The 17,380-nt window shown below is 60.0% G+C and carries 18 protein-coding genes and 1 tRNA gene; 6 read left to right on the top strand and 13 right to left on the bottom strand.

Going from position 1 to position 17,380, the window contains the following annotated elements:
• Positions 1 to 167: 167 nt before the first annotated feature.
• Entirely contained in the window at positions 168 to 785 is a 618-nt protein-coding gene (locus A0U94_RS01680) for a TetR/AcrR family transcriptional regulator (protein ID WP_077802258.1), read from the bottom strand.
• A 105-nt stretch (positions 786 to 890) separates the two neighbouring features.
• On the opposite strand from A0U94_RS01680, the gene A0U94_RS01685 reads away from it, so the two are divergent.
• Complete coding sequence (locus tag A0U94_RS01685; protein ID WP_077802259.1) at positions 891 to 2,102, top strand: MFS transporter; 1,212 nt, start codon at positions 891 to 893, stop codon at positions 2,100 to 2,102.
• 23 nt (positions 2,103 to 2,125) lie between these two features.
• Here the strand turns inward: A0U94_RS01685 and A0U94_RS01690 are convergent, their stop codons facing one another.
• Both A0U94_RS01690 and A0U94_RS01695 read right to left on the bottom strand, forming a co-directional pair.
• Positions 2,126 to 2,698 carry a cytochrome b gene (locus A0U94_RS01690; protein WP_077802260.1) on the bottom strand — a complete coding sequence of 191 codons (573 nt, stop codon included), beginning with the start codon at positions 2,696 to 2,698 and terminating at the stop codon, positions 2,126 to 2,128.
• Complete coding sequence (locus A0U94_RS01695) at positions 2,695 to 3,780, bottom strand: catalase family peroxidase (protein WP_077803784.1); 1,086 nt, start codon at positions 3,778 to 3,780, stop codon at positions 2,695 to 2,697. The genes A0U94_RS01690 and A0U94_RS01695 overlap by 4 nt, the downstream gene beginning before the upstream one ends.
• Positions 3,781 to 3,926: 146 nt before the next feature.
• Here A0U94_RS01695 and A0U94_RS01700 point away from each other — a divergent pair, with 146 nt between their 5' ends.
• Together A0U94_RS01700 and A0U94_RS01705 are read left to right on the top strand one after the other, a co-directional pair.
• Positions 3,927 to 4,460, top strand: coding sequence for an RNA polymerase sigma factor (locus A0U94_RS01700; RefSeq protein WP_231878113.1), 534 nt, complete (start codon positions 3,927 to 3,929; stop codon positions 4,458 to 4,460).
• Positions 4,457 to 5,212 carry an anti-sigma factor family protein gene (locus A0U94_RS01705; protein ID WP_062109127.1) on the top strand — a complete coding sequence of 252 codons (756 nt, stop codon included), beginning with the start codon at positions 4,457 to 4,459 and terminating at the stop codon, positions 5,210 to 5,212. The genes A0U94_RS01700 and A0U94_RS01705 overlap by 4 nt, the downstream gene beginning before the upstream one ends.
• A gap of 278 nt (positions 5,213 to 5,490) precedes the next feature.
• Here the strand turns inward: A0U94_RS01705 and A0U94_RS01710 are convergent, their stop codons facing one another.
• Both A0U94_RS01710 and A0U94_RS01715 read right to left on the bottom strand, forming a co-directional pair.
• Positions 5,491 to 6,606: a metallophosphoesterase gene (locus tag A0U94_RS01710; protein ID WP_077803785.1), complete on the bottom strand. Its 1,116-nt coding sequence runs from the start codon at positions 6,604 to 6,606 to the stop codon at positions 5,491 to 5,493.
• Positions 6,607 to 6,717: 111 nt separating this feature from the next.
• Positions 6,718 to 7,698 (bottom strand): SDR family NAD(P)-dependent oxidoreductase, encoded by a 981-nt coding sequence (locus A0U94_RS01715; RefSeq protein WP_077802261.1) that lies wholly within the window; start codon positions 7,696 to 7,698, stop codon positions 6,718 to 6,720.
• Between the two features lie 120 nt (positions 7,699 to 7,818).
• On the opposite strand from A0U94_RS01715, the gene A0U94_RS01720 reads away from it, so the two are divergent.
• Together A0U94_RS01720 and A0U94_RS15990 are read left to right on the top strand one after the other, a co-directional pair.
• Entirely contained in the window at positions 7,819 to 8,400 is a 582-nt protein-coding gene (locus A0U94_RS01720) for a TetR/AcrR family transcriptional regulator (protein ID WP_062027534.1), read from the top strand.
• Positions 8,401 to 8,795: 395 nt separating this feature from the next.
• The gene (locus A0U94_RS15990) at positions 8,796 to 8,885 is read left to right on the top strand and encodes an SDR family oxidoreductase (RefSeq protein ID WP_197458958.1); all 90 of its coding nucleotides are present in this window, start codon (positions 8,796 to 8,798) and stop codon (positions 8,883 to 8,885) included.
• 45 nt (positions 8,886 to 8,930) lie between these two features.
• On the opposite strand, the gene map is transcribed toward A0U94_RS15990, so the two are convergent.
• Together map and A0U94_RS01735 are read right to left on the bottom strand one after the other, a co-directional pair.
• Complete coding sequence (gene map, locus A0U94_RS01730; RefSeq protein ID WP_077802262.1) at positions 8,931 to 9,722, bottom strand: type I methionyl aminopeptidase; 792 nt, start codon at positions 9,720 to 9,722, stop codon at positions 8,931 to 8,933.
• 1 nt (position 9,723) lies between these two features.
• Positions 9,724 to 9,930 (bottom strand): ParD-like family protein, encoded by a 207-nt coding sequence (locus tag A0U94_RS01735; protein ID WP_077802263.1) that lies wholly within the window; start codon positions 9,928 to 9,930, stop codon positions 9,724 to 9,726.
• Positions 9,931 to 10,168: 238 nt separating this feature from the next.
• Between A0U94_RS01735 and A0U94_RS01740 the strand changes: the two genes are divergently transcribed.
• Positions 10,169 to 11,146 carry an LLM class flavin-dependent oxidoreductase gene (locus A0U94_RS01740; RefSeq protein WP_077802264.1) on the top strand — a complete coding sequence of 326 codons (978 nt, stop codon included), beginning with the start codon at positions 10,169 to 10,171 and terminating at the stop codon, positions 11,144 to 11,146.
• A 54-nt stretch (positions 11,147 to 11,200) separates the two neighbouring features.
• Here the strand turns inward: A0U94_RS01740 and A0U94_RS16310 are convergent, their stop codons facing one another.
• The 6 genes from A0U94_RS16310 to A0U94_RS01770 all read right to left on the bottom strand — a co-directional run bounded on the left by A0U94_RS16310 (position 11,201) and on the right by A0U94_RS01770 (position 17,301).
• Positions 11,201 to 11,482 (bottom strand): transposase, encoded by a 282-nt coding sequence (locus A0U94_RS16310; RefSeq protein WP_408735619.1) that lies wholly within the window; start codon positions 11,480 to 11,482, stop codon positions 11,201 to 11,203.
• A gap of 381 nt (positions 11,483 to 11,863) precedes the next feature.
• A tRNA-Glu gene (locus tag A0U94_RS01750) sits at positions 11,864 to 11,939 on the bottom strand.
• Positions 11,940 to 11,980: 41 nt separating this feature from the next.
• A complete protein-coding gene (gene recJ / locus A0U94_RS01755) occupies positions 11,981 to 13,780 on the bottom strand; it encodes a single-stranded-DNA-specific exonuclease RecJ (RefSeq protein ID WP_077802265.1) in 1,800 nt (599 codons plus the stop codon).
• A 10-nt stretch (positions 13,781 to 13,790) separates the two neighbouring features.
• Entirely contained in the window at positions 13,791 to 14,792 is a 1,002-nt protein-coding gene (glpX, locus tag A0U94_RS01760; RefSeq protein WP_062027529.1) for a class II fructose-bisphosphatase, read from the bottom strand.
• The gene (locus A0U94_RS01765) at positions 14,789 to 16,078 is read right to left on the bottom strand and encodes a homoserine dehydrogenase (RefSeq protein ID WP_062027528.1); all 1,290 of its coding nucleotides are present in this window, start codon (positions 16,076 to 16,078) and stop codon (positions 14,789 to 14,791) included. Before A0U94_RS01765 ends, glpX begins: the two co-directional genes overlap by 4 nt.
• Positions 16,075 to 17,301 (bottom strand): LL-diaminopimelate aminotransferase, encoded by a 1,227-nt coding sequence (locus A0U94_RS01770; RefSeq protein ID WP_062027526.1) that lies wholly within the window; start codon positions 17,299 to 17,301, stop codon positions 16,075 to 16,077. The genes A0U94_RS01765 and A0U94_RS01770 overlap by 4 nt, the downstream gene beginning before the upstream one ends.
• Positions 17,302 to 17,380 lie beyond the last annotated feature (79 nt).

Genomic DNA, 17,380 nt, shown 5'->3' on the forward strand with positions numbered 1-17,380 from the left:
TGGATTCCTTGGCCGAGACACGGCGATTTGTTCCGGAATTTAATTCCGTACTGGATGGTCCATAATATGTGCGTAAAACAGGGTCAAGGAATTATGGAGTGGTTGATATAGAATTAACGGCTTAAGGCTTGGCCTGTTGCAGGCTCATCAATGTCTGGCAGACCGTTTCACGGCGTGGTGAGCAGCGCGTTGGCATCCCATAAGGTCAGAAGCGAGGTGATGGCAGCATCCAGATGTGTTGACGTCATCCCGTCCCGCGCTTCGCATGTCATGCCATGGAAAAATGTCGCGAAAATATCGGGCAGGGCCGCTGTTGTTGCACAATCGCGCAGTTCGCCGCGGGCAAGCGCGCGTTCCACACAGACCCGGATCCCGGCCCGCGTCCGCTGGCGCTCTGCAGCGAGAAGGGCCTGAACGGCTTCGTTTTCGGGCGAACAGTTACTGGCGCCCGATACGACCAGACAACCACAGGGATGCGTCCGGGAAGCCTGCATGCGCGCCGAACCGCGCAAAGCCCGTTCAATCGCATCCCGCGGTGTCAGGTTTTCGTCCCATAAGGGCGCCATCACCTGCCCATAGGTCGCCAGATAATGCTGCACCACTTCGCGAAACAGGGCTTCCTTCGAGCCGAACGCGGCATAGAAACTTGCAGGCGAAATATTGCCCATGCAGGATTTGAGCTGTGTCAGGGAGGTCGGTTCGTAGCCTTGCGCCCAGAAAAGCGTCATGGCGGCATCGAGTGCTTTGTCCCTGTCAAACTCCCGGGGACGCCCTGTTCGCGCCATGGTGCTGCTCCTTTTGAAAGACTTTCATATTAAGTGATCCAGAAGTGATTGCCAAGGTTTTGAGGTCCTCATATATATACCGATCGTTCCATATATGAGAGCCGTATGACCCCCAATACGACATCACCCGCGCAGAGCACTGATGACAGGTTGCCTGTAGCCGGTCTGCTCGCACTGGCCATGACCGGTTTCATCTGCATCATGACCGAAACGCTGCCCGCCGGTCTGCTGCCTCAGATCGGGGTGAGCCTGCACATTTCCCCGGCATTGGCAGGACAGATGGTGACATCTTATGCTCTGGGCTCCCTGAGTGCCGCGATCCCACTGACACTCGCCACACAGCGCTGGCGGCGGAGGCGGGTGCTGCTGCTGGCGATCATCGGTTTTGTGATCTTCAATTCGATCACGGCGGTTTCGACACATTACGGCCTCATCCTTATGGCCCGTTATGGTGCGGGTGCCGCTGCGGGCCTCGCCTGGGCATTGCTGGCGGGTTATGCGCGCAAAATGGTGACACGCTCCCAGCAGGGGCGTGCACTGGCCATTGCCATGGTGGGCACGCCAGTCGCGCTATCGCTGGGTGTTCCGACCGGAACCTGGCTGGGAGCTCTGATGGGCTGGAGGCTGGCCTTCGGAATCATGTCGGCCTCGACCCTGCTGCTGATTGTCTGGGTTCTGAAGAGCGTCCCTGATTTCCCGGGAGTTGCGCAGCATGAGCGTCTGCCGATCGGGCGCGTTCTGCGGACTCCGGGCGTGCGGCCTGTTCTGGGCGTGGTGGTGGTCTGGATGCTCGCCCACAATGTTCTCTACACCTATATCGTGCCCTTTATCTCACCTGCCGGGCTGGCAGGGCAGGCAGACCGGGTCCTTCTGCTTTTTGGTCTCGCGGCTCTTGTTGGTATCTGGCTGACCAGTCGTACGGTCGATCGTGCCCTGCGCCTTTCCGTTCTGGCCAGTCTGGCGACTTTTGCTGTTGTTGCAGGTGTCTTTGTAATTGGGTCTGCGTCGCCAGTGGTGATCGTGATTGGAGTTACGATATGGGGGCTGACTTTTGGAGGAGCCGCGACGTTGCTCCAGACGGCACTTGCCGATGCGGCCGGTGATGGCGTGGACGTCGCGTTGTCAATGAATGTTGTTGTCTGGAACAGCGCCATAGCCGGTGGTGGAGTTCTGGGGGGTGTGCTGCTTCAGACCTGGGGGGCAACGTCGTTTCCCTGGGCTGTGCTGGGGCTTGCCGGTGTTGGCTTTCTGATCACATGGCAGGCCCGGTCCTACGGGTTTCGATCTGGACATCGGCTTGGGCGTCCACATTCGTAGTGTGAAACACACTGACCAAACTCTCAAACCGGTTTCTGTTCTTGCAAATCCGGTGAAGGAGCTTCCTTTGCACACATGCTCCGCAACACACCGTCACGTCGGATGAGGCCATGGAACAGGGCCGCCCCGATATGCGCCAGAACCAGCCCGAAGAGCGCGAATGCCAGAATTGTGTGAGCGGAACGCAGCCAGGACCAGAGGGCAGGATTATGCGGCAGGATAGGGGGGAGAAGGAGGGACTGTCCCCATAATGGAATGGGAAACCCGCCTGCGGATAGCATTCCCCAGCCCACAAACGGCAGAACAATCATCAGCCCGTACAGCAGAATATGTGAAGTCGTAGCGATGCGCCTTAAAAGTCGTGGCAAATCCTCCGGAAGTGTCGGAACGGAGGATCGAAGGCGATTTGCCACGCGCAGGATTGCCAGCATCAGGATCGCGATGCCCAGAGGGCGATGCAGCGTCACCAGTCGATGATAATCGGGGCCGACTGAAGACGCCATAAAAAGGCCGATAAACAGCATAGCCAAAATCATGACGGCCATGAGCCAGTGCAAGACGCGCGACAGAAGCGGGAAGGTAGCCATGCCGTTCATGATTTTTTGCTTTCAGGGGGCTGAATCAGGGTAGGCGTCACAGCGCTTGAACTGCGGTTTTCACCAGCTCGGAGAGAGAAAGACCGCATGTAAGCGGCAGAGCGGACCTGAAGGATCGGGTCATCCGATGGCTGAATGCCTGGCGGCAAAACGAGAGGGTCAAAGGTGATGCCTGTGCAGGGGCCGCCATCCTCACTTTCAATGGAATTGAGGGTCAGGGTTCCGGCGTCAAGCGTCTGGTCATCCTGCGCCCAGATCTGGCTTGGATCGTTGATGGCATCATGTGGACCTGCCACGGTCATCATCAGATGCCAGTGCAGGGCATGGGTATGAATGTCGCTGATCAGTTCGCGGAACAGATACTCACGATCGCCCGCTTTGGCATCACTGGGGGTCACCGGCTGCGTTGGTATCATGGTCCAGCGAACCGCTGTTGTCGTGCCGTCTGCGGCGCTCAGGACGAAGCTATCGAGACTGTGAAACGTATCGTCTGCGAACCCTGATGAAATGAACCGGTGGGCGTTTACATCGGCCGCGGATCTGAGCCAGGGATGGGTTGCGCCGAACGCTTTTACGCGGGCCGGATCAGGCTTTCCGGTTGCCGGATCACTCTGCTGCGCTGTAAAAAAATCCGAAACATCATGCGCATCGCGTAGCGGCAGAACCGGCGGGTCATTCATACCGGTCCGCCATTCAGGGGCATCGGGCGGCATGAAGCGTAGCGCCATACTTCGCACGGTGGCTGCGTTGTCCGACGCATAAGGCTGCCCCACGGCGAGAGCGAACCGCCCGATAACTGGCACATGCTGCTCATGGAAAACTGCTGCGCGTGACAGATGCGAAGCGTCACCACTCGCGTCAAACCATCCGCTGACACAGACCCCCTTGGCGTGAGCTCTTCGAAAACCATGTCCGTAGCTTCCGGCATTGTGCAGTTCGCCCATCAGGCGGTTCTGTGTCACACGGCCGGGAGAAAAACAGCCACCAGCCCAGAGGAAGGCCAGCGCAAGTGCCGCAGGTACGGCGCCAACGCCGAGCCAGCGGAGGGCCAGTATGGGTGGGGGGGCAGGTTTCTGTGCCATGGGTTTTGATCCGATGCGGTTATCGTCCGCAAAGACGTCAGGCAGGCTGGCTTTATTCCCGGGAAAACGCGTTACTGGAAAATATTTTCGCATCCTGCGCTTTGGTGCGGAATAAACTTCCTCCCAGAACGTCTCTGTCTGTGAGAATGACCCTGCGAAAGGCAAAGACGGAGTTGACTGATGATGCGCATATCAGGTTGCAGGCTGCCATTCCGGCGTTGAGACGATACGCTCGTGTCCTGACCCGTGATCCGTCTCAGGCGGACGATCTCGTACAGGATTGTCTGGAACGCGCGCTTACGCGACTGCATCAGGTGCGTGGACAGTCTGATCTGCGTGCGTGGCTGTTCACGATCGCGCATCGTCTCAATGTTAATCACTGGCGGCGTTTCCGGCGGGTCGTGTCATGGGGCGAAACCACGCCGCCTGAACCATTGCAGGAAGCCGGACAGATCCCTCATCTGGAGTGGCAGGAAGTTGTGCATGCGTTTGGACGTCTGTCTGACGATCATCGACAGATCATGATGCTCGTTGGTGTTGAAGGGCTTCAATATGGCGTTGTCGCAGAAATTCTGGATCTGCCGATCGGGACCGTTATGTCGCGTCTGTCCCGGGCGCGTGCGGCCCTCCACAGTCTTGTTGAGCATGAGGAACGCCCTACGCTCCGGAGAGTGAAATGACCCAGCCTGATCGCCCCGTGACCGAAGATGATCTGCAGGCCTGGGTTGATGGATTTCTGTCTCCCGAACGTTTGCGCACAGTGGAAAACTGGCTCGACAGCCATCCCGAAACACTGCGGCGCGTCATGGCGTGGAGAAACGAGCGTGAGGCCCTCCGCACAGGGTTGGAGCCGGAACTCCGGGAGCCTGTGCCAGCGCGCTTCAATATTTCAAACCTGCGGCAACGCAGAGGTATGCATTCCAACATGCCGCGAATGGCGGCCTCTATTGCCCTTGCGCTGTCGGTAGGGTTTGGCAGTGGATGGTTTCTGCGGGATCGACGTGTGCCCGTCGGGTTGGCTGCTGTTGAGCAGGAAGCGACCATCGTGCGTGAGGCCAGCAAAGGGAGCACGATGACGGAAAGCAATGTTGCGCAACTCGCAGCATGGGGCGGCAAAGCACTGGGGCGCCCGGTACAGCCGCCGGATCTGTCCGCAGCGGGCTACCACCTGGTGGGAGGACAACTGGTGACGACGGATCATGGGCCGGCCTGTGTCTTTTTCTATAATGATGACAGCGGTGCCCGGATCTCCCTGTTCGTGCGTCCCATGTACGGCGTGGACGTTACCGCCCCCATGCGCCCGATGCGGCATCTGCCGGGTTATCTCTGGGCCCAGAACGGGCTGGGGGTCAGTATGGTCGCGGATACGTCCATGAGCAGTTTGCACGCTTTGGCCGACCATGCCCGTGATCTGATGGCGAAGGCCAGTTGAGGATCAGGGCGCCCTTGCAGACGGTTCGAGTGTGATGCATGAGCCCGCGAAGGCACTCTGAAAGTCCGGAATTTCGAGCTTGTCGCATCTTCTATGATTGAGCAGCGGAAGATTTAAGAGTGTAAGAGAAAAAGTTGGCTTTTTGTGAGTGGAGACGAAATTTCCGTTTTAAAAGAACCCTCAAGGCGTTTCCTGCCGTTCATTCAACGGCATAGAGGGCCATTCACGATTGCAGAAATAGCCGGTCATCGGAAAGAGATTGTGAGCTGGCCTCTTCCTTATCCGGCCCGCAGATGAAACCGCGTGATTTCGGCTGGCACGCCCAGGCGGAGCGCAAAGCCGGGCCATAGACCAGTCCCATTGCTGACATAGAGCGTCATGCCGCCAACCTGGTAGCGTCCGGAGACAAAGCCGTTATTGCCTCGTGCCACGAGCATGTCGAGGCCGCGGATCATCCCACCATGCGTGTGACCCGAGAGCTGAAGCGCCACACCCCGAGCCGCGGCGGTCCGGGCGTCCCCAGGCTGATGATCGAGCAGAACAACCGGAGCATGAGCCGGACAGTCCGTCAAAGCCGCCTCAAGATCCGGGCCAATCTGGCTGTGCCCGCGCGCCGAACGATCCGTTACGCCCGCGATTACCAGATGGGCCATTCCGCGCGTGATGACCCTGTGCTGGTTTTCCAGCACATCGAAACCCAGTGCCGACAGATGGCGCATCCAGGCGGCATAATCGAAGAAATATTCATGGTTGCCCGGAGCGGCCAGGACGCCATCGGGCGCACGCAGATCTGCGAGCGGTGCGACGTCGGCACGGCGCATATCCACCGATCCGTCGATGAAATCTCCCGTCACGACAATCAGATCAGCAGCGGCTGCATTGGCGCGCGCTACGACACGAGCGGCCCACCTCGCAGAGAAAAGCCGCGTGATGTGCAGATCACTCAGCTGGAGCAGTCGGTACCCATCAAATAGCGGCGATAATCCGCGTATGGTGACGGTGACATCCCTGACAGGGGGCACCCGCAGAGCATTGGCAACGCCGATGGCCGCGAGCAGCCCGGCCAGTCCAGCTACTGCGACGCGGGCTTCGGTACAAATACGAACCGGTTGCCACGTAATCAGTGCAACCAACAGCGCACCGAGATCAACCGCGAGCTGAAACAGTGTGAGAAACAGGATCGTCCCGACCGCCCAGTTGAACAGGATGATAAGCGGTTTCGGGAACTCCGGCGCAAAGATCGATCCGGAGGAGAGCCTGCTCCAGAACTGGTATTGCGATGCCAAGATGACGGAGACGGCCACCAGGAGTTTCACGGCGACCGGAAGAGGAAGTGGCCATAACCAGTTCAGGATCACGATCGATAAAAGCAGGCCGAATACAATAATGCGCACGCGTGTGGACATCCTCATGGATAGGGGAAGCCGACGGCTTGCGATGGCCATCGGCGTCCCGGGCACAGCCGTGAGCTTGTGCCATACCGAAGTATTGTTCGCGCGAAGGCTTTAGGCGAAGCGTTCTCCGACCATCTCTTCGCTCTTTGTCCACAGGGCTTCGGCGCGTGTCGCATCGAGAGCATAGGCGCGGACTCCCGGATTGGCCAGACTGATCGGCTGGTCGTCCGGGATCACATCGCTGACGCGGCAGTCCTCACAGTAATGCGCCCCTACTGCAGCGGCATCCGCCACGCCGCCGGCCCAGACCGAGGTTGCGGCACCCTGCGGGATGGTCTTGAACTGGAACGGCTCATGGCCATCGGCGATGGCCTGTTCGTTGACCTGACTCACCATGGCTTCGATCTCGCCAGGCGCCATATGCCGCACCAGTTCCGTCATGATTGCACCGGGGTGAACAGCTGTTGCCCGCACGCCCCGTGAGCGATGCCGCGCATCAAAGGCGACGGCAAAGAGAATATTGGCGGTCTTGGAGCGTCCATAGGCCACAAACGGCACGTAAGGCGTATGGTCGAAATTCGGGTCGTCCAGATCGACGTCGGCGAAGCGATGTCCGGCCGAGGACACATTGACCACACGTGCACCATCGCGCAGCAGGCCGGCGATCCGGTTGATCAGAACGAAATGTCCTAGATGGTTGGTGCCGAACTGCGTCTCGAACCCGTCTTTCGTATGTCCGAACGGCGTCGCCATGACGCCCGCATTGGCGATGATCAGATCGAACGGCGCGCCTTGTGCGTTCAGACGGTCGGCGCAGGCGCGGACGCTCGCCAGATCCGCAAGGTCCAGCGCGGTAAGTTCGAATGCGCCGCCTCCCTGCGCCGCAGCCTCGCGGACCTGATCGGTTGCGCGCTTCGCTTTTGCAAGATCGCGTACCGCGCCTACGACATGCGCGCCATGAGCCGCCAGCGCCCGGGCTGTTTCGACACCCAGTCCAGCGGAAACGCCGGTCACGAGAACGCGCTTGTTCTTCAGGGACACGCCGGAGAGAACATCATCAGTCGTTGAGGTTGCGCCAAAAACCTGAGTCATGGGTGGAACTCCCTGAAATGGTGCATCCATTCCTTGCCGAAATGGCATGGAATGTCTTATGTGGAGCATCGCTCCGTTTGTATATACGGAGTAATACTCCGTTTAACAAGAGGAGGACAGGTGACCGACGTGAAAAAATCTCGTCGCCGACCGCGCAGCGACGGACAGCGCAACCGGGAACAGCTCCTGGACGTGGCCAAAACTGCGTTTACGATGGGCGAAGTGGACATTCCTCTGGATGAAGTCGCGCGGCGTGCGGGCGTTGGCATCGGCACGCTCTACCGCCACTTTCCTAATCGCGACGCTCTTATCGAGGCGGTTTATCGCGCTGAACTGGATCGCCTCGCTGAAGCGGCCCCCGTGCTGGCCGCGCAGCATCCACCCGTGGAGGCGCTGCGCGCATGGATGCGACTGTTCGTGGATTACATCGCCGCCAAGCAGGTCATCGCTCCCGCGCTCAACGGGTTGGTCGGGGGAACAGGGGCGCTCTATGCGCATTCCGGCGATGTTCTGAAAGCCGCAGTCAACAGCCTTGTCTCCGCTGCCATCGCAGCCGGTGAGTTTCGCGCGGACATCGAGCCTCTGGATCTGCTCCGCGCGCTGGCGGGCGTTTCAAATTTTTCGGCCGGTCCCGGCTGGGAGAGCAGTGCAAAACGCCTCGTCGATATTCTCATCGCGGGTTCGCGGTCTTTGGCATCGTAAAGTCGCATCCTGTCTACCTGCTACACTTTCGGCTGACAGATCGTCCGGGTTGAGGGCGAGGTCCAGCCTCTCATCGCGGCCGGCCATCTTGTTCCTCTGCTGACAGAGTATTGGGTATTCTTGTGAACAATGCCGGCATTATCATCAACAAACTGATGGTGGACATGACGCTTGAGGACTGGGCCGCATCTTCGCCGTCAATATCCAGGGCGTGTTCCTGCACTCGCGTGAGGCGATGCGTGAGGCGATGCGTGCGATGATCCCGAACGGTACCGGCGCTATCGTCAATGCAGGATACTGGCAGTGGAAGCAATCGGTCGTGGGATCCGGGTCAATGCAGTGGGTTCGGGAGATACCGCGACCAATATTCTCAACCATATTGATGCGGACGGCCCATCGGACGTGCGGCTCAGCCAGAGGAGATCGCTAAAGTAATTGCTTTTCTCGCATCAGACGAGGCCAGCTTCATGGTCGGATCGAGCTGAGGACGGGATGAAAGCGACAACTCCCTGCAAGCTTCCTCTTGCCTGTCATAAGAAGCCTACAACTCCGTCTCCCAGCATTGACACCTCATCTCGACGCAAGGTCAGGATCTCCACACCGTTTTTTGTAACAGCGACCGTATGTTCGAACTGGGCGGAAAGCTTTCGGTCCTTGGTTACGACTGTCCATCCGTCGTTTTCAGTCATAACCAGCCGCGTACCCTGATTGACCATGGGTTCTATGGTAAAAACCATCCCTTCTTTTAATTCCAGGCCTGCTCCTCGCTTTCCGAAATTAAGCACCTGAGGTTCTTCGTGCATCTCACGACCGATCCCGTGCCCACAATACTCCCGTACAACGGAACAGCCCTTCCTTTTGGCGTACCGTTCGATTGCAAAACCGATATCTCCCAAATGCGCGCCTGGACGCACCTGCTTTATGCCTTGCCACATCGCCTCTTGGGCGATCCGGACAAGGTGGTGTGCGGCTGGCGGCACACGACCCACAAGATAGGTTTTGCTCGAATCTGCTATGAAACCATTTTTCTCGAGCGTGATGTCGAGATTGATGATGTTACCGTCCCGGATGATTTCGTCCGGAGCAGGCACTCCATGACAGACAACATGATTGATTGAGCAGTTCAGGACATATTTGAAGCCATATTGCCCCTTACTGGCCGGGCGAGCTCTAAGATCAACCGTGATGAAGCGCTCAACCAAATCATTAACGGTCAGCGTTGACATGCCAACGAGGTCTAGTTCGTCCAGCATTTCAAAAACGGATGCCAACAGTCTCCCCGAAACCCTCATATGAGCCAGTTCATCAGAGTTTTTCAGCATGTCATGCGACAGTCAGGTTCGCGACACGGACATCGCCCATGGCAAGCTGCTGTTTCACAATGTCGTTAAAGGAGAGGGTCGGGTTAGCTTCAGCCAACATTCCGATCTTCATCCAGAACTCAGCTTGAGCATTGATGGAGCGGCACATTACGGCGCTGGCCCGACGTGCTTCCTCATGAAGATCTTCGTCGATTTTGACAATACCCATCGCTATTTCTTTCGAAAAATAATATACGCAACATATATGAATCATATGCTTTAATCGTCAATAGCATATCTGAACCGCTCCGGGATTGGCCGAGACCTATGCTCCTGAGAAGAGGGGCTGATGAGGGTTTGAGATTCCAGTCGCGCCCTCTCTGGTTTGAGACGGTTTGCCACTTTCTGCTTGGTACATACCGCAGCACACCCCACCTGTATGGGAAAACGGTGACAGGGCGTTGCACATGATTCCACTTTCAGTTCTCGATCTCGCGTTCATCACCGAAGGCAGTTCGGCCGCCGAGGCGCTTCATCGAAGTGCGGATCTTGCGCAGCATGCGGAAAGTCTCGGCTTCCAGCGCTTCTGGCTGGCCGAACATCATTCGATGCCAGGCATTGCTTCCGCCGCGACTGCGGTCGTGATTGGCTATGTCGCAGGAGCTACGAAAACCATCCGGGTAGGCGCAGGCGGGATCATGCTGCCGAACCATGCCCCGCTTGCTGTTGCCGAAGCGTTCGGAACGCTGGAAAGCCTTTATCCAGGCCGGATCGATCTCGGGCTTGGACGTGCGCCCGGCTCCGATCAGGCGACAATGCGCGCACTGCGCCGTGACCCGACCTCTGCTGACCGCTTCCCACAGGATGTCGTCGAACTGCTGCGTTATTTTGAAAAGCCGCAACCAGGGCAGACAGTCTTTGCTGTTCCAGGCGCGGGGCTGACTTTGCCGGTCTGGCTGCTGGGATCGTCCCTGTTCTCAGCTCATCTGGCCGCTATCATGGGGCTGCCGTTCGCATTCGCCAGTCACTTTGCCCCTGACCTGATGGAAGATGCCTTGGCGCTCTATCGGGAGCGGTTTGAGCCTTCGGAGCGGCTGCAATCACCTTACGCCATGCTGGGCGTCAACGCAGTGATCGGAGAGACGAACGCCAAGGCGCAGCAAGCGGCCACATCCCTGCAACAGCATTTCATTGCTTTGCGTCAGGGACGTCCGACGACTTTTCCTGCACCCCATCCAGTGTCCTGGAATGGCCAGGAGCAACGTCTTCTTGATAGTACACTGCGTCATACTTTTGTGGGAACGGCAGAAACCGTTGCGCAAAACATTTCCGCCTTCGTGGAGCGATACAGGCCTGATGAACTCCTGATCGGTGCACCGTTATTTTCTCAGGAAGAAAGGCGACGCACCCTCAGTGGGATCGCCCATTATCTGATGGGAGCATGACCGAGTACAGGCCGCGGCACAGCATATGCTGCCAGTCATCAGTCAGTCTCAAGTCTATCGGGGTTTGCAGCAGGGCATCCCAGACACCCTTTCAGCCCAGCGCCGGAACCGGACATAGACCGAGTTCCACTGGCCATAACACTCATGCATATCTCGCCGGGGACAACCGACGCGCAGGACATGCAGCATACCATTGAGAAAACGGACGTTTATCTCCGGACGGACGCGAAAGCCTCGAACTGCTGGAGCCGTCAGGCGAGAGAGCTTCAGGTCTGCGATGGGGTCGCGAAGAGGTGCGGGGATATGGCCTGTCCGGTCAGCGTCGCGGTGCGCCATGCATTCGTCACGGTAGCGCTCAATCAGGGTTTGGAGCACGAGGCCGTCCAAGGCCTGGACGTCGATATGACGCTCTTCACGCGTTTTGACCGAGGTTTCCTCGAGTCAGGCGTGGGCAAGACGAGCGATATCAAATGTTCTGATAATCCGCTGGCCTTTGAGCAGCTTGGGGGCCCGGTATTGCTGGCGCCCCGGCAACTTACGCCGTCAGGTTGCCGGTCGTCCTGTCGCAGGATCGTTGGCATTCTTGGCCGATTTTGTGCGGGCCACGCGATAAACTCCGAAATTAGACGGAATCATCATTGGTCCAAAACCGCTACTTAATTTTTTTAATTTTGGCGCCCGATACAGCTCTAATACGCTGATATCATTACCAAAAATTGGTGTCCCGTACGGGATTCGAACCCGTGTTGCCGCCGTGAAAGGGCAGTGTCCTAGGCCTCTAGACGAACGGGACTGGAGGCGTGAGCGGGTGTATAGAAGGGGTTTCGGAGGGCGTCAAGCGGCTGTTGCGTCGGAAATGAAAAAAGATAGATTTTTTCGCTCCTGCCATGTTTCGGCGCGCAATGTGCCTGCGACATGGACCAGCGGCATGGCGCGGTCCTCCAGCAGGGGGGCGAAGGGTTTGTCGCCTGCACGGAAGACCAGACCCCGCAGACGGGTGTTTCCGTCCTCGCCCTGAAGAATGACGCGGAGCGTATTGCCATCCTTGCCGATGCGTTCGCTTTTGACGCAGCGGACATTGCTGATGGCAAGAACGGGCTCTTCATTGCCGGGGCCAAAGGGCTCCAGTCGGGAGAGCTGATCGGCCACGGCAATGGAGGCTCCGGCCAGTGTCATGATGCCGTCGAGTTTCAGTGCGTCCTGTTTGGGGAGCGCGAGTGCTGTGGAGAGCTGTGTGTTCAGGGCGGCGTGGAAGTCTTCCGCGCGGTCTGCGGCAAGGGAGAACCCGGCGGCCATGGCGTGTCCGCCACCCGTGAGGAGGAGGCCGTTCTGGCGGGCGGCGATGATGGCTGTTCCGAGGTCCAGTCCGGGAACTGAGCGGGCTGAGCCCTTGATAATGCCATCAGTCAGTGCGGCGACCAGGGCAGGACGGTTGTAGCGCTCTTTCAGGCGGCCAGCGACAATGCCGACGACGCCCGGATGCCAGTTTTCTCCATGCAGGAAGATGACGGCGTGGCCTGCATCGAGTTGCTGCTGGGCCTGTTCCATTGCGGAATCGAGAATTGTGGATTCGACGGTCTGGCGCTGGCGGTTGACGCGGTCGAGCTGTTCGGCGAGGGCGCGGGCTTCCACGACATCTTCGGAGAGCAGAAGTTTCAGGCCAAGATCGGCCTGTGCGATGCGGCCTCCGGCATTGATACGAGGGCCGAGGGCAAAGCCGCAGGCCATGGCGCTGGCTTCTTCCTTCACGCCCGCAACGGAGGAGAGTGTGGCCAGTCCGAGGCGCTCCCCACGCGACATAACGCGCAGGCCCTGCATGACCAGTGCACGGTTCAGGCCGGTCAGGGGCATGACGTCGCAGATGGTGGCGAGGGCCGTGAGGTCGAGGCGCTGGAGCAGATCGGGGATGGCCTGTCCGCCGTCGAACCAGTTGGTGCGGCGCAGGAGGCGGATCGTGGCGACCATGGTGAGAAAGGCGACGGCGGTGGCACAGATGTTGTTCAGGCCCGATGTGCAGTCCAGCCGGTTCGGGTTGACCACGATTCCCTTGGGCAGGGCTGCGCCATCGGGTTTGTGATGATCGAGGACGATGATGTCGGCACGGTCTGTCAGGCCGTTGAGGATGTCGATCGCAGCGGTGCCGCAGTCGATGCAGACAAGCAGGGTGGCACCTTCCGACAGCAGGTTTTCGAGGGCTGCGGTGTTGGGGCCGTAGCCTTCGGTCAGACGGTCGGGAATATGGGTGCTGACGGTACAGCCGAGTTCGCGCAGCGTGTCACAGACGAGGGCCGTGCCGCAGGCGCCGTCCACGTCATAGTCGCCGAACAGGCCGACATGCTCGTGGTTGCGGACGGCCTGTGCGAGGCGTTCAGCGGCCCGGTCCATATCCTGCAGGCAGGAAGGGTCGGGCATGGCGTCGCGCAGGCGGGGATTCAGGAACGAGGAAGCGTCGTGGGGTGCGACGCCCCGTGCCGAGAGGATACGGGCCAGAAGTTCAGGGATGTTGGCCTGCTGGGCGAGAGCGAGGGCCAGGCGGTTGTCTGCTTCCGCCAGCCTGGGATCGCGCCAGATCCAGCGGCGGTTTCCTGCACTTCGGGTTACGCCGAGGACGGCGCCCGTATCGTCTGCGAGCATGGTTCTCCGTTCAGGACGCGGGTTCTGCCTGTGGTTTGAAGCTGTGATGGCTCTCTATATAGCGCACCGTGCGGGATTTTGAACGCATCACGATGGAATGCGTGCGCGCGCGGGTCGCGCTCGGACGTTCCACGCCCTTCAGGAGCGGGCCGGATGTGACGCCCGTTGCGGAGAACAGAACGTTGCCGGAGGCCATGTCGTGCAGGTAGAGCTTGCGGGCCGGGTCGAGGCCATTCGCCATTTCGCGCGCCCGCTGGCGCTGGGTGTCGTCCTCGAACAGGAGGCGGCCCTGCATCTGGCCTTCCATGCAGCGGATGGCTGCTGCGGCCAGAACGCCCTCGGGCGCACCGCCGGAACCGGCGTACAGATCCACGCCGCCGCCGTCCACGCAGGTTGCGATGGCGGCCGCGACGTCGCCATCGCTGAGAAGCATCACGCGGGCGCCGGCTTCGCGGGCGTAGGCGATCAGCTCTTCATGTCTTTCACGGTCAAGCGCGCACAGGACCATGTCCGACACGTTGCGCTTCTTGGCCTTGGCCAGCGAGCGGAGATTGTTGCCGATCGAAGCGTCCAGATCCACGACGCCTTCGGGAAGATCCGGGCCGACGACGATCTTTTCCATGTAGATGTCGGGGGCGTGGAGGAACTTGCCGCGTTCGGCCAGCGCCACGACCGTCAGGGCGTTGGGCAGGCTCTTGGCGCACAGATTCGTGCCTTCGAGCGGATCGACCGCGATGTCCATCGCCGGTCCGCCGGAGCCGACTTTCTCGCCGATGTAGAGCATCGGGGCTTCGTCCATCTCACCTTCGCCGATGGTGACGATGCCGTCGATGGCGACGGTGTCGAAGGCTGCGCGCATGGCCTGTACGGCTGCGCCGTCGGCCTCGTTCTTCTGGCCGCGACCGGTCCAGTGCGCGGAAGCGATTGCGGCCGCCTCCGTGACGCGGACAAGCTCAAGGGCCAGGTTGCGGTCAGTGACGCGATAGGGGGGGATGTTCTGAGGGTCGATCACGCAAGGGGATCCTCGATTTTGAGCACAAGCGGCTTTCCGGTCACGACAGGAAGGACGGCGAGTGCTGTTGCGGCTGCATGAATGGCTTTTTCAGGAACCTGATGGGTGATGATTGTCAGGTCGGCGCATCCGGTTGCAGCATCATGCTGGGAAACAAAGTGAACGGAGACATCATGGTCCCGGAGAACCGATGTCAGCTCTGCCATTACGCCCGGACGGTCCTGAACGTTCAGACGTAAATAGAAAGCGCTGTTCAAATCAGCGAGACTGGCGCAGTCGGCGGCGGCTGGCACGGTGGTTGTGCCCCACACCGGAATGGCGGTTCCCCGCGCCAGATCTATCAGATCGGCGACGACGGCGCTGGCGGTCGGGCCTTCGCCCGCACCACGACCGGAGATGGTCATCGGACCGCTGAAGACGCCCTGTGTGGTGACGGCGTTGAAGACGCCCTCGACGGCGGCAATGGGGGCTTTGGCGGGGACGAGGCAGGGGCGGACCCAGGCTGCGACGCTGCCGTTTTCAGCCTGGCGGGCCATGCCGAGGAGCTTGATGCGGTATCCGAGTTCGTCGGCGAATTTCAGGTCGGTCGCGGTGATGTCGCGGATGCCCTGAACGGAGAGGGTGCTGAAGGCGATAGGGCGGAAGGCCAGACCGGCCAGAATGGCGAGCTTGTGGGCCGTATCCCAGCCATCCACGTCCGTGGAGGGTTCGGCTTCGGCATAACCCTTGGCCTGCGCTTCGGTCAGAACGTCCGTGAAATCCCGGCCCGTAGCGCGCATTTCGGTCAGGATGTAGTTGCAGGTCCCGTTCAGGATGCCGCCCACGCTGAGAAGACGGTCAGCAGCCAGCCCTTCACGCACAAGCTTGATGGCAGGGATGCCACCCGCAACGGCTGCTTCGAACAGGAGGGGGGCGTTCTTTTCCGAAGACAGGCGGCTGAGCCTGTCTCCATGCAGGGCGACAAGCGCCTTGTTGGCGGTCACGACCGGAAGGCCGCGTTCGAGCGCGGTGCGGACCATGTCATGCGCCGGGCCTTCGGATCCGCCGATGAGTTCGACGGCCACGTCGATCTCCGGGTCCTGTGCCACGGCGATGGCACTGTCGTGCCAGCGCATGGCGGACAGGTCGGCGCCGCGGTCGCGCGTGCGATCACGGGCCGTGATGGCCACGACTTCGATCGGCCGGCCGGCCCGGGCGGTAATCAGGTCAGCATTCTCACGCAGGAGACGAATGACACCGATTCCGACAGTTCCAAGTCCAGCCAGTCCGATCCGCAGTGGTTTCACGATGATGCAGCTCCAAGAAGGTCAGCGGTTCCGGCCCCGGCGCCGTGCCGGGTCATGAAGCTCTTGATGGCCCGCGTCGCCTGACGCAGCCGCTGGGTGTTTTCGACAAGTCCGATCCGGACAAAGCCCTCGCCGTATTCCCCGAATCCGAGGCCGGGTGCAACTGCAACCCCTGCTTCCTTGAGCAGGAGTTTGGAGAAGGCGACGCTGCCCATTTCGGCGAAGGCGGGGGGAATGGGGGCCCAGGCGAACATCGAGCCCGCGGGAACGGGCACGTCCCATCCGGCGGTCTGAAGGCCGCGCAGGAGAACGTCCCGGCGGTCTTTGTACATGGCGCGGATTTCGGACACGTAGTCCTGCGGACCGTTCAGCGCGGCGACCGAAGCGACCTGAATGGGCGTGAAGGCGCCATAGTCCAGATAGGATTTGATGCGTGTGAGGGCCTGGATCAGCTTCGGATTGCCGACCGCAAAGCCCATGCGCCAGCCCGCCATGGAATAGGTCTTGGACATGGACGTGAACTCGACAGCCACGTCCTTGGCACCGGGAACGGCGAGAATGGACGGGGGCGGCTCGTTCTCGTTGAAATAGATTTCCGCGTAAGCCAGATCGGAGAGGATCCAGATGTTTTCCCGTCGCGCGAAGGCCACAAGTTCCTTGTAGAAATCGAGGTTCGCGACAAAAGCCGTCGGGTTGGACGGGAAGTTGACGATCAGAGCCGTCGGCTTGGGCACGGAATGGCGGACGGCACGGTCCAGAGCGCGGAGCATGTCCTCGTCCGGCGTGGCCGGGATCGAGCGGACGGAGGCTCCGGCGATGATGAAGCCGAACTGGTGGATGGGGTAGGACGGGTTCGGGACCAGGATCGTGTCGCCGGGGCTCGTGATGGCGGCGGAGAGGTTCGCCAGCCCTTCTTTGGAGCCCAGTGTTGCGATGACCTCGGTTTCCGGGTCCAGCGAGACGTTGAAGCGGCGCTCGTAATAGTTCGCCATGGCCTTGCGCAGGCCCGGAATGCCGCGGCTGACGGAGTAGCCGTGCGCGCGCGGATTTCCTACCGTCTCGATCAGCTTCTGCACGACATGCGCCGGTGGTGCGCTGTCGGGATTGCCCATGCCCAGGTCGATGATGTCGTCACCGGCGGCTCGCGCGGCGGCCTTGGCCTTGTTCACTTCAGCGAACACGTAGGGCGGCAGGCGGCGGATGCGGTGGAACTCTTCGGTCATGACCAGCTCTGGGGCAGAGGGTGAAAGGGAGACGCGACGATAGACAGGTTTTTCCAGGAGTGGAACAGTCTGACTGTGA

The sequence above is a fragment of the Gluconobacter albidus genome, assembly GCF_002005485.1.
GTDB lineage: Bacteria > Pseudomonadota > Alphaproteobacteria > Acetobacterales > Acetobacteraceae > Gluconobacter > Gluconobacter albidus.

Bases quoted from the DNA above. Each gene is read 5' to 3' on its own strand.
- A0U94_RS16310 (WP_408735619.1), bottom strand. From the start codon at position 11,482: ATGGCGCACCGCGACGCTGACCGGACAGGCCATATCCCCGCACCTCTT.
- A0U94_RS01770 (WP_062027526.1), bottom strand. From the start codon at position 17,301: ATGACCGAAGAGTTCCACCGCATCCGCCGCCTGCCGCCCTACGTGTTC.
- A0U94_RS01735 (WP_077802263.1), bottom strand. From the start codon at position 9,930: ATGGGTATTGTCAAAATCGACGAAGATCTTCATGAGGAAGCACGTCGG.
- A0U94_RS01740 (WP_077802264.1), top strand. From the start codon at position 10,169: ATGATTCCACTTTCAGTTCTCGATCTCGCGTTCATCACCGAAGGCAGT.
- A0U94_RS01685 (WP_077802259.1), top strand. From the start codon at position 891: ATGACCCCCAATACGACATCACCCGCGCAGAGCACTGATGACAGGTTG.
- A0U94_RS01680 (WP_077802258.1), bottom strand. From the start codon at position 785: ATGGCGCGAACAGGGCGTCCCCGGGAGTTTGACAGGGACAAAGCACTC.
- A0U94_RS01695 (WP_077803784.1), bottom strand. From the start codon at position 3,780: ATGGCACAGAAACCTGCCCCCCCACCCATACTGGCCCTCCGCTGGCTC.
- map (WP_077802262.1), bottom strand. From the start codon at position 9,722: ATGCTGAAAAACTCTGATGAACTGGCTCATATGAGGGTTTCGGGGAGA.
- A0U94_RS01690 (WP_077802260.1), bottom strand. From the start codon at position 2,698: ATGAACGGCATGGCTACCTTCCCGCTTCTGTCGCGCGTCTTGCACTGG.
- A0U94_RS01715 (WP_077802261.1), bottom strand. From the start codon at position 7,698: ATGACTCAGGTTTTTGGCGCAACCTCAACGACTGATGATGTTCTCTCC.
- A0U94_RS01700 (WP_231878113.1), top strand. From the start codon at position 3,927: ATGACCCTGCGAAAGGCAAAGACGGAGTTGACTGATGATGCGCATATC.
- recJ (WP_077802265.1), bottom strand. From the start codon at position 13,780: ATGCTCGCAGACGATACGGGCGCCGTCCTCGGCGTAACCCGAAGTGCA.
- A0U94_RS01705 (WP_062109127.1), top strand. From the start codon at position 4,457: ATGACCCAGCCTGATCGCCCCGTGACCGAAGATGATCTGCAGGCCTGG.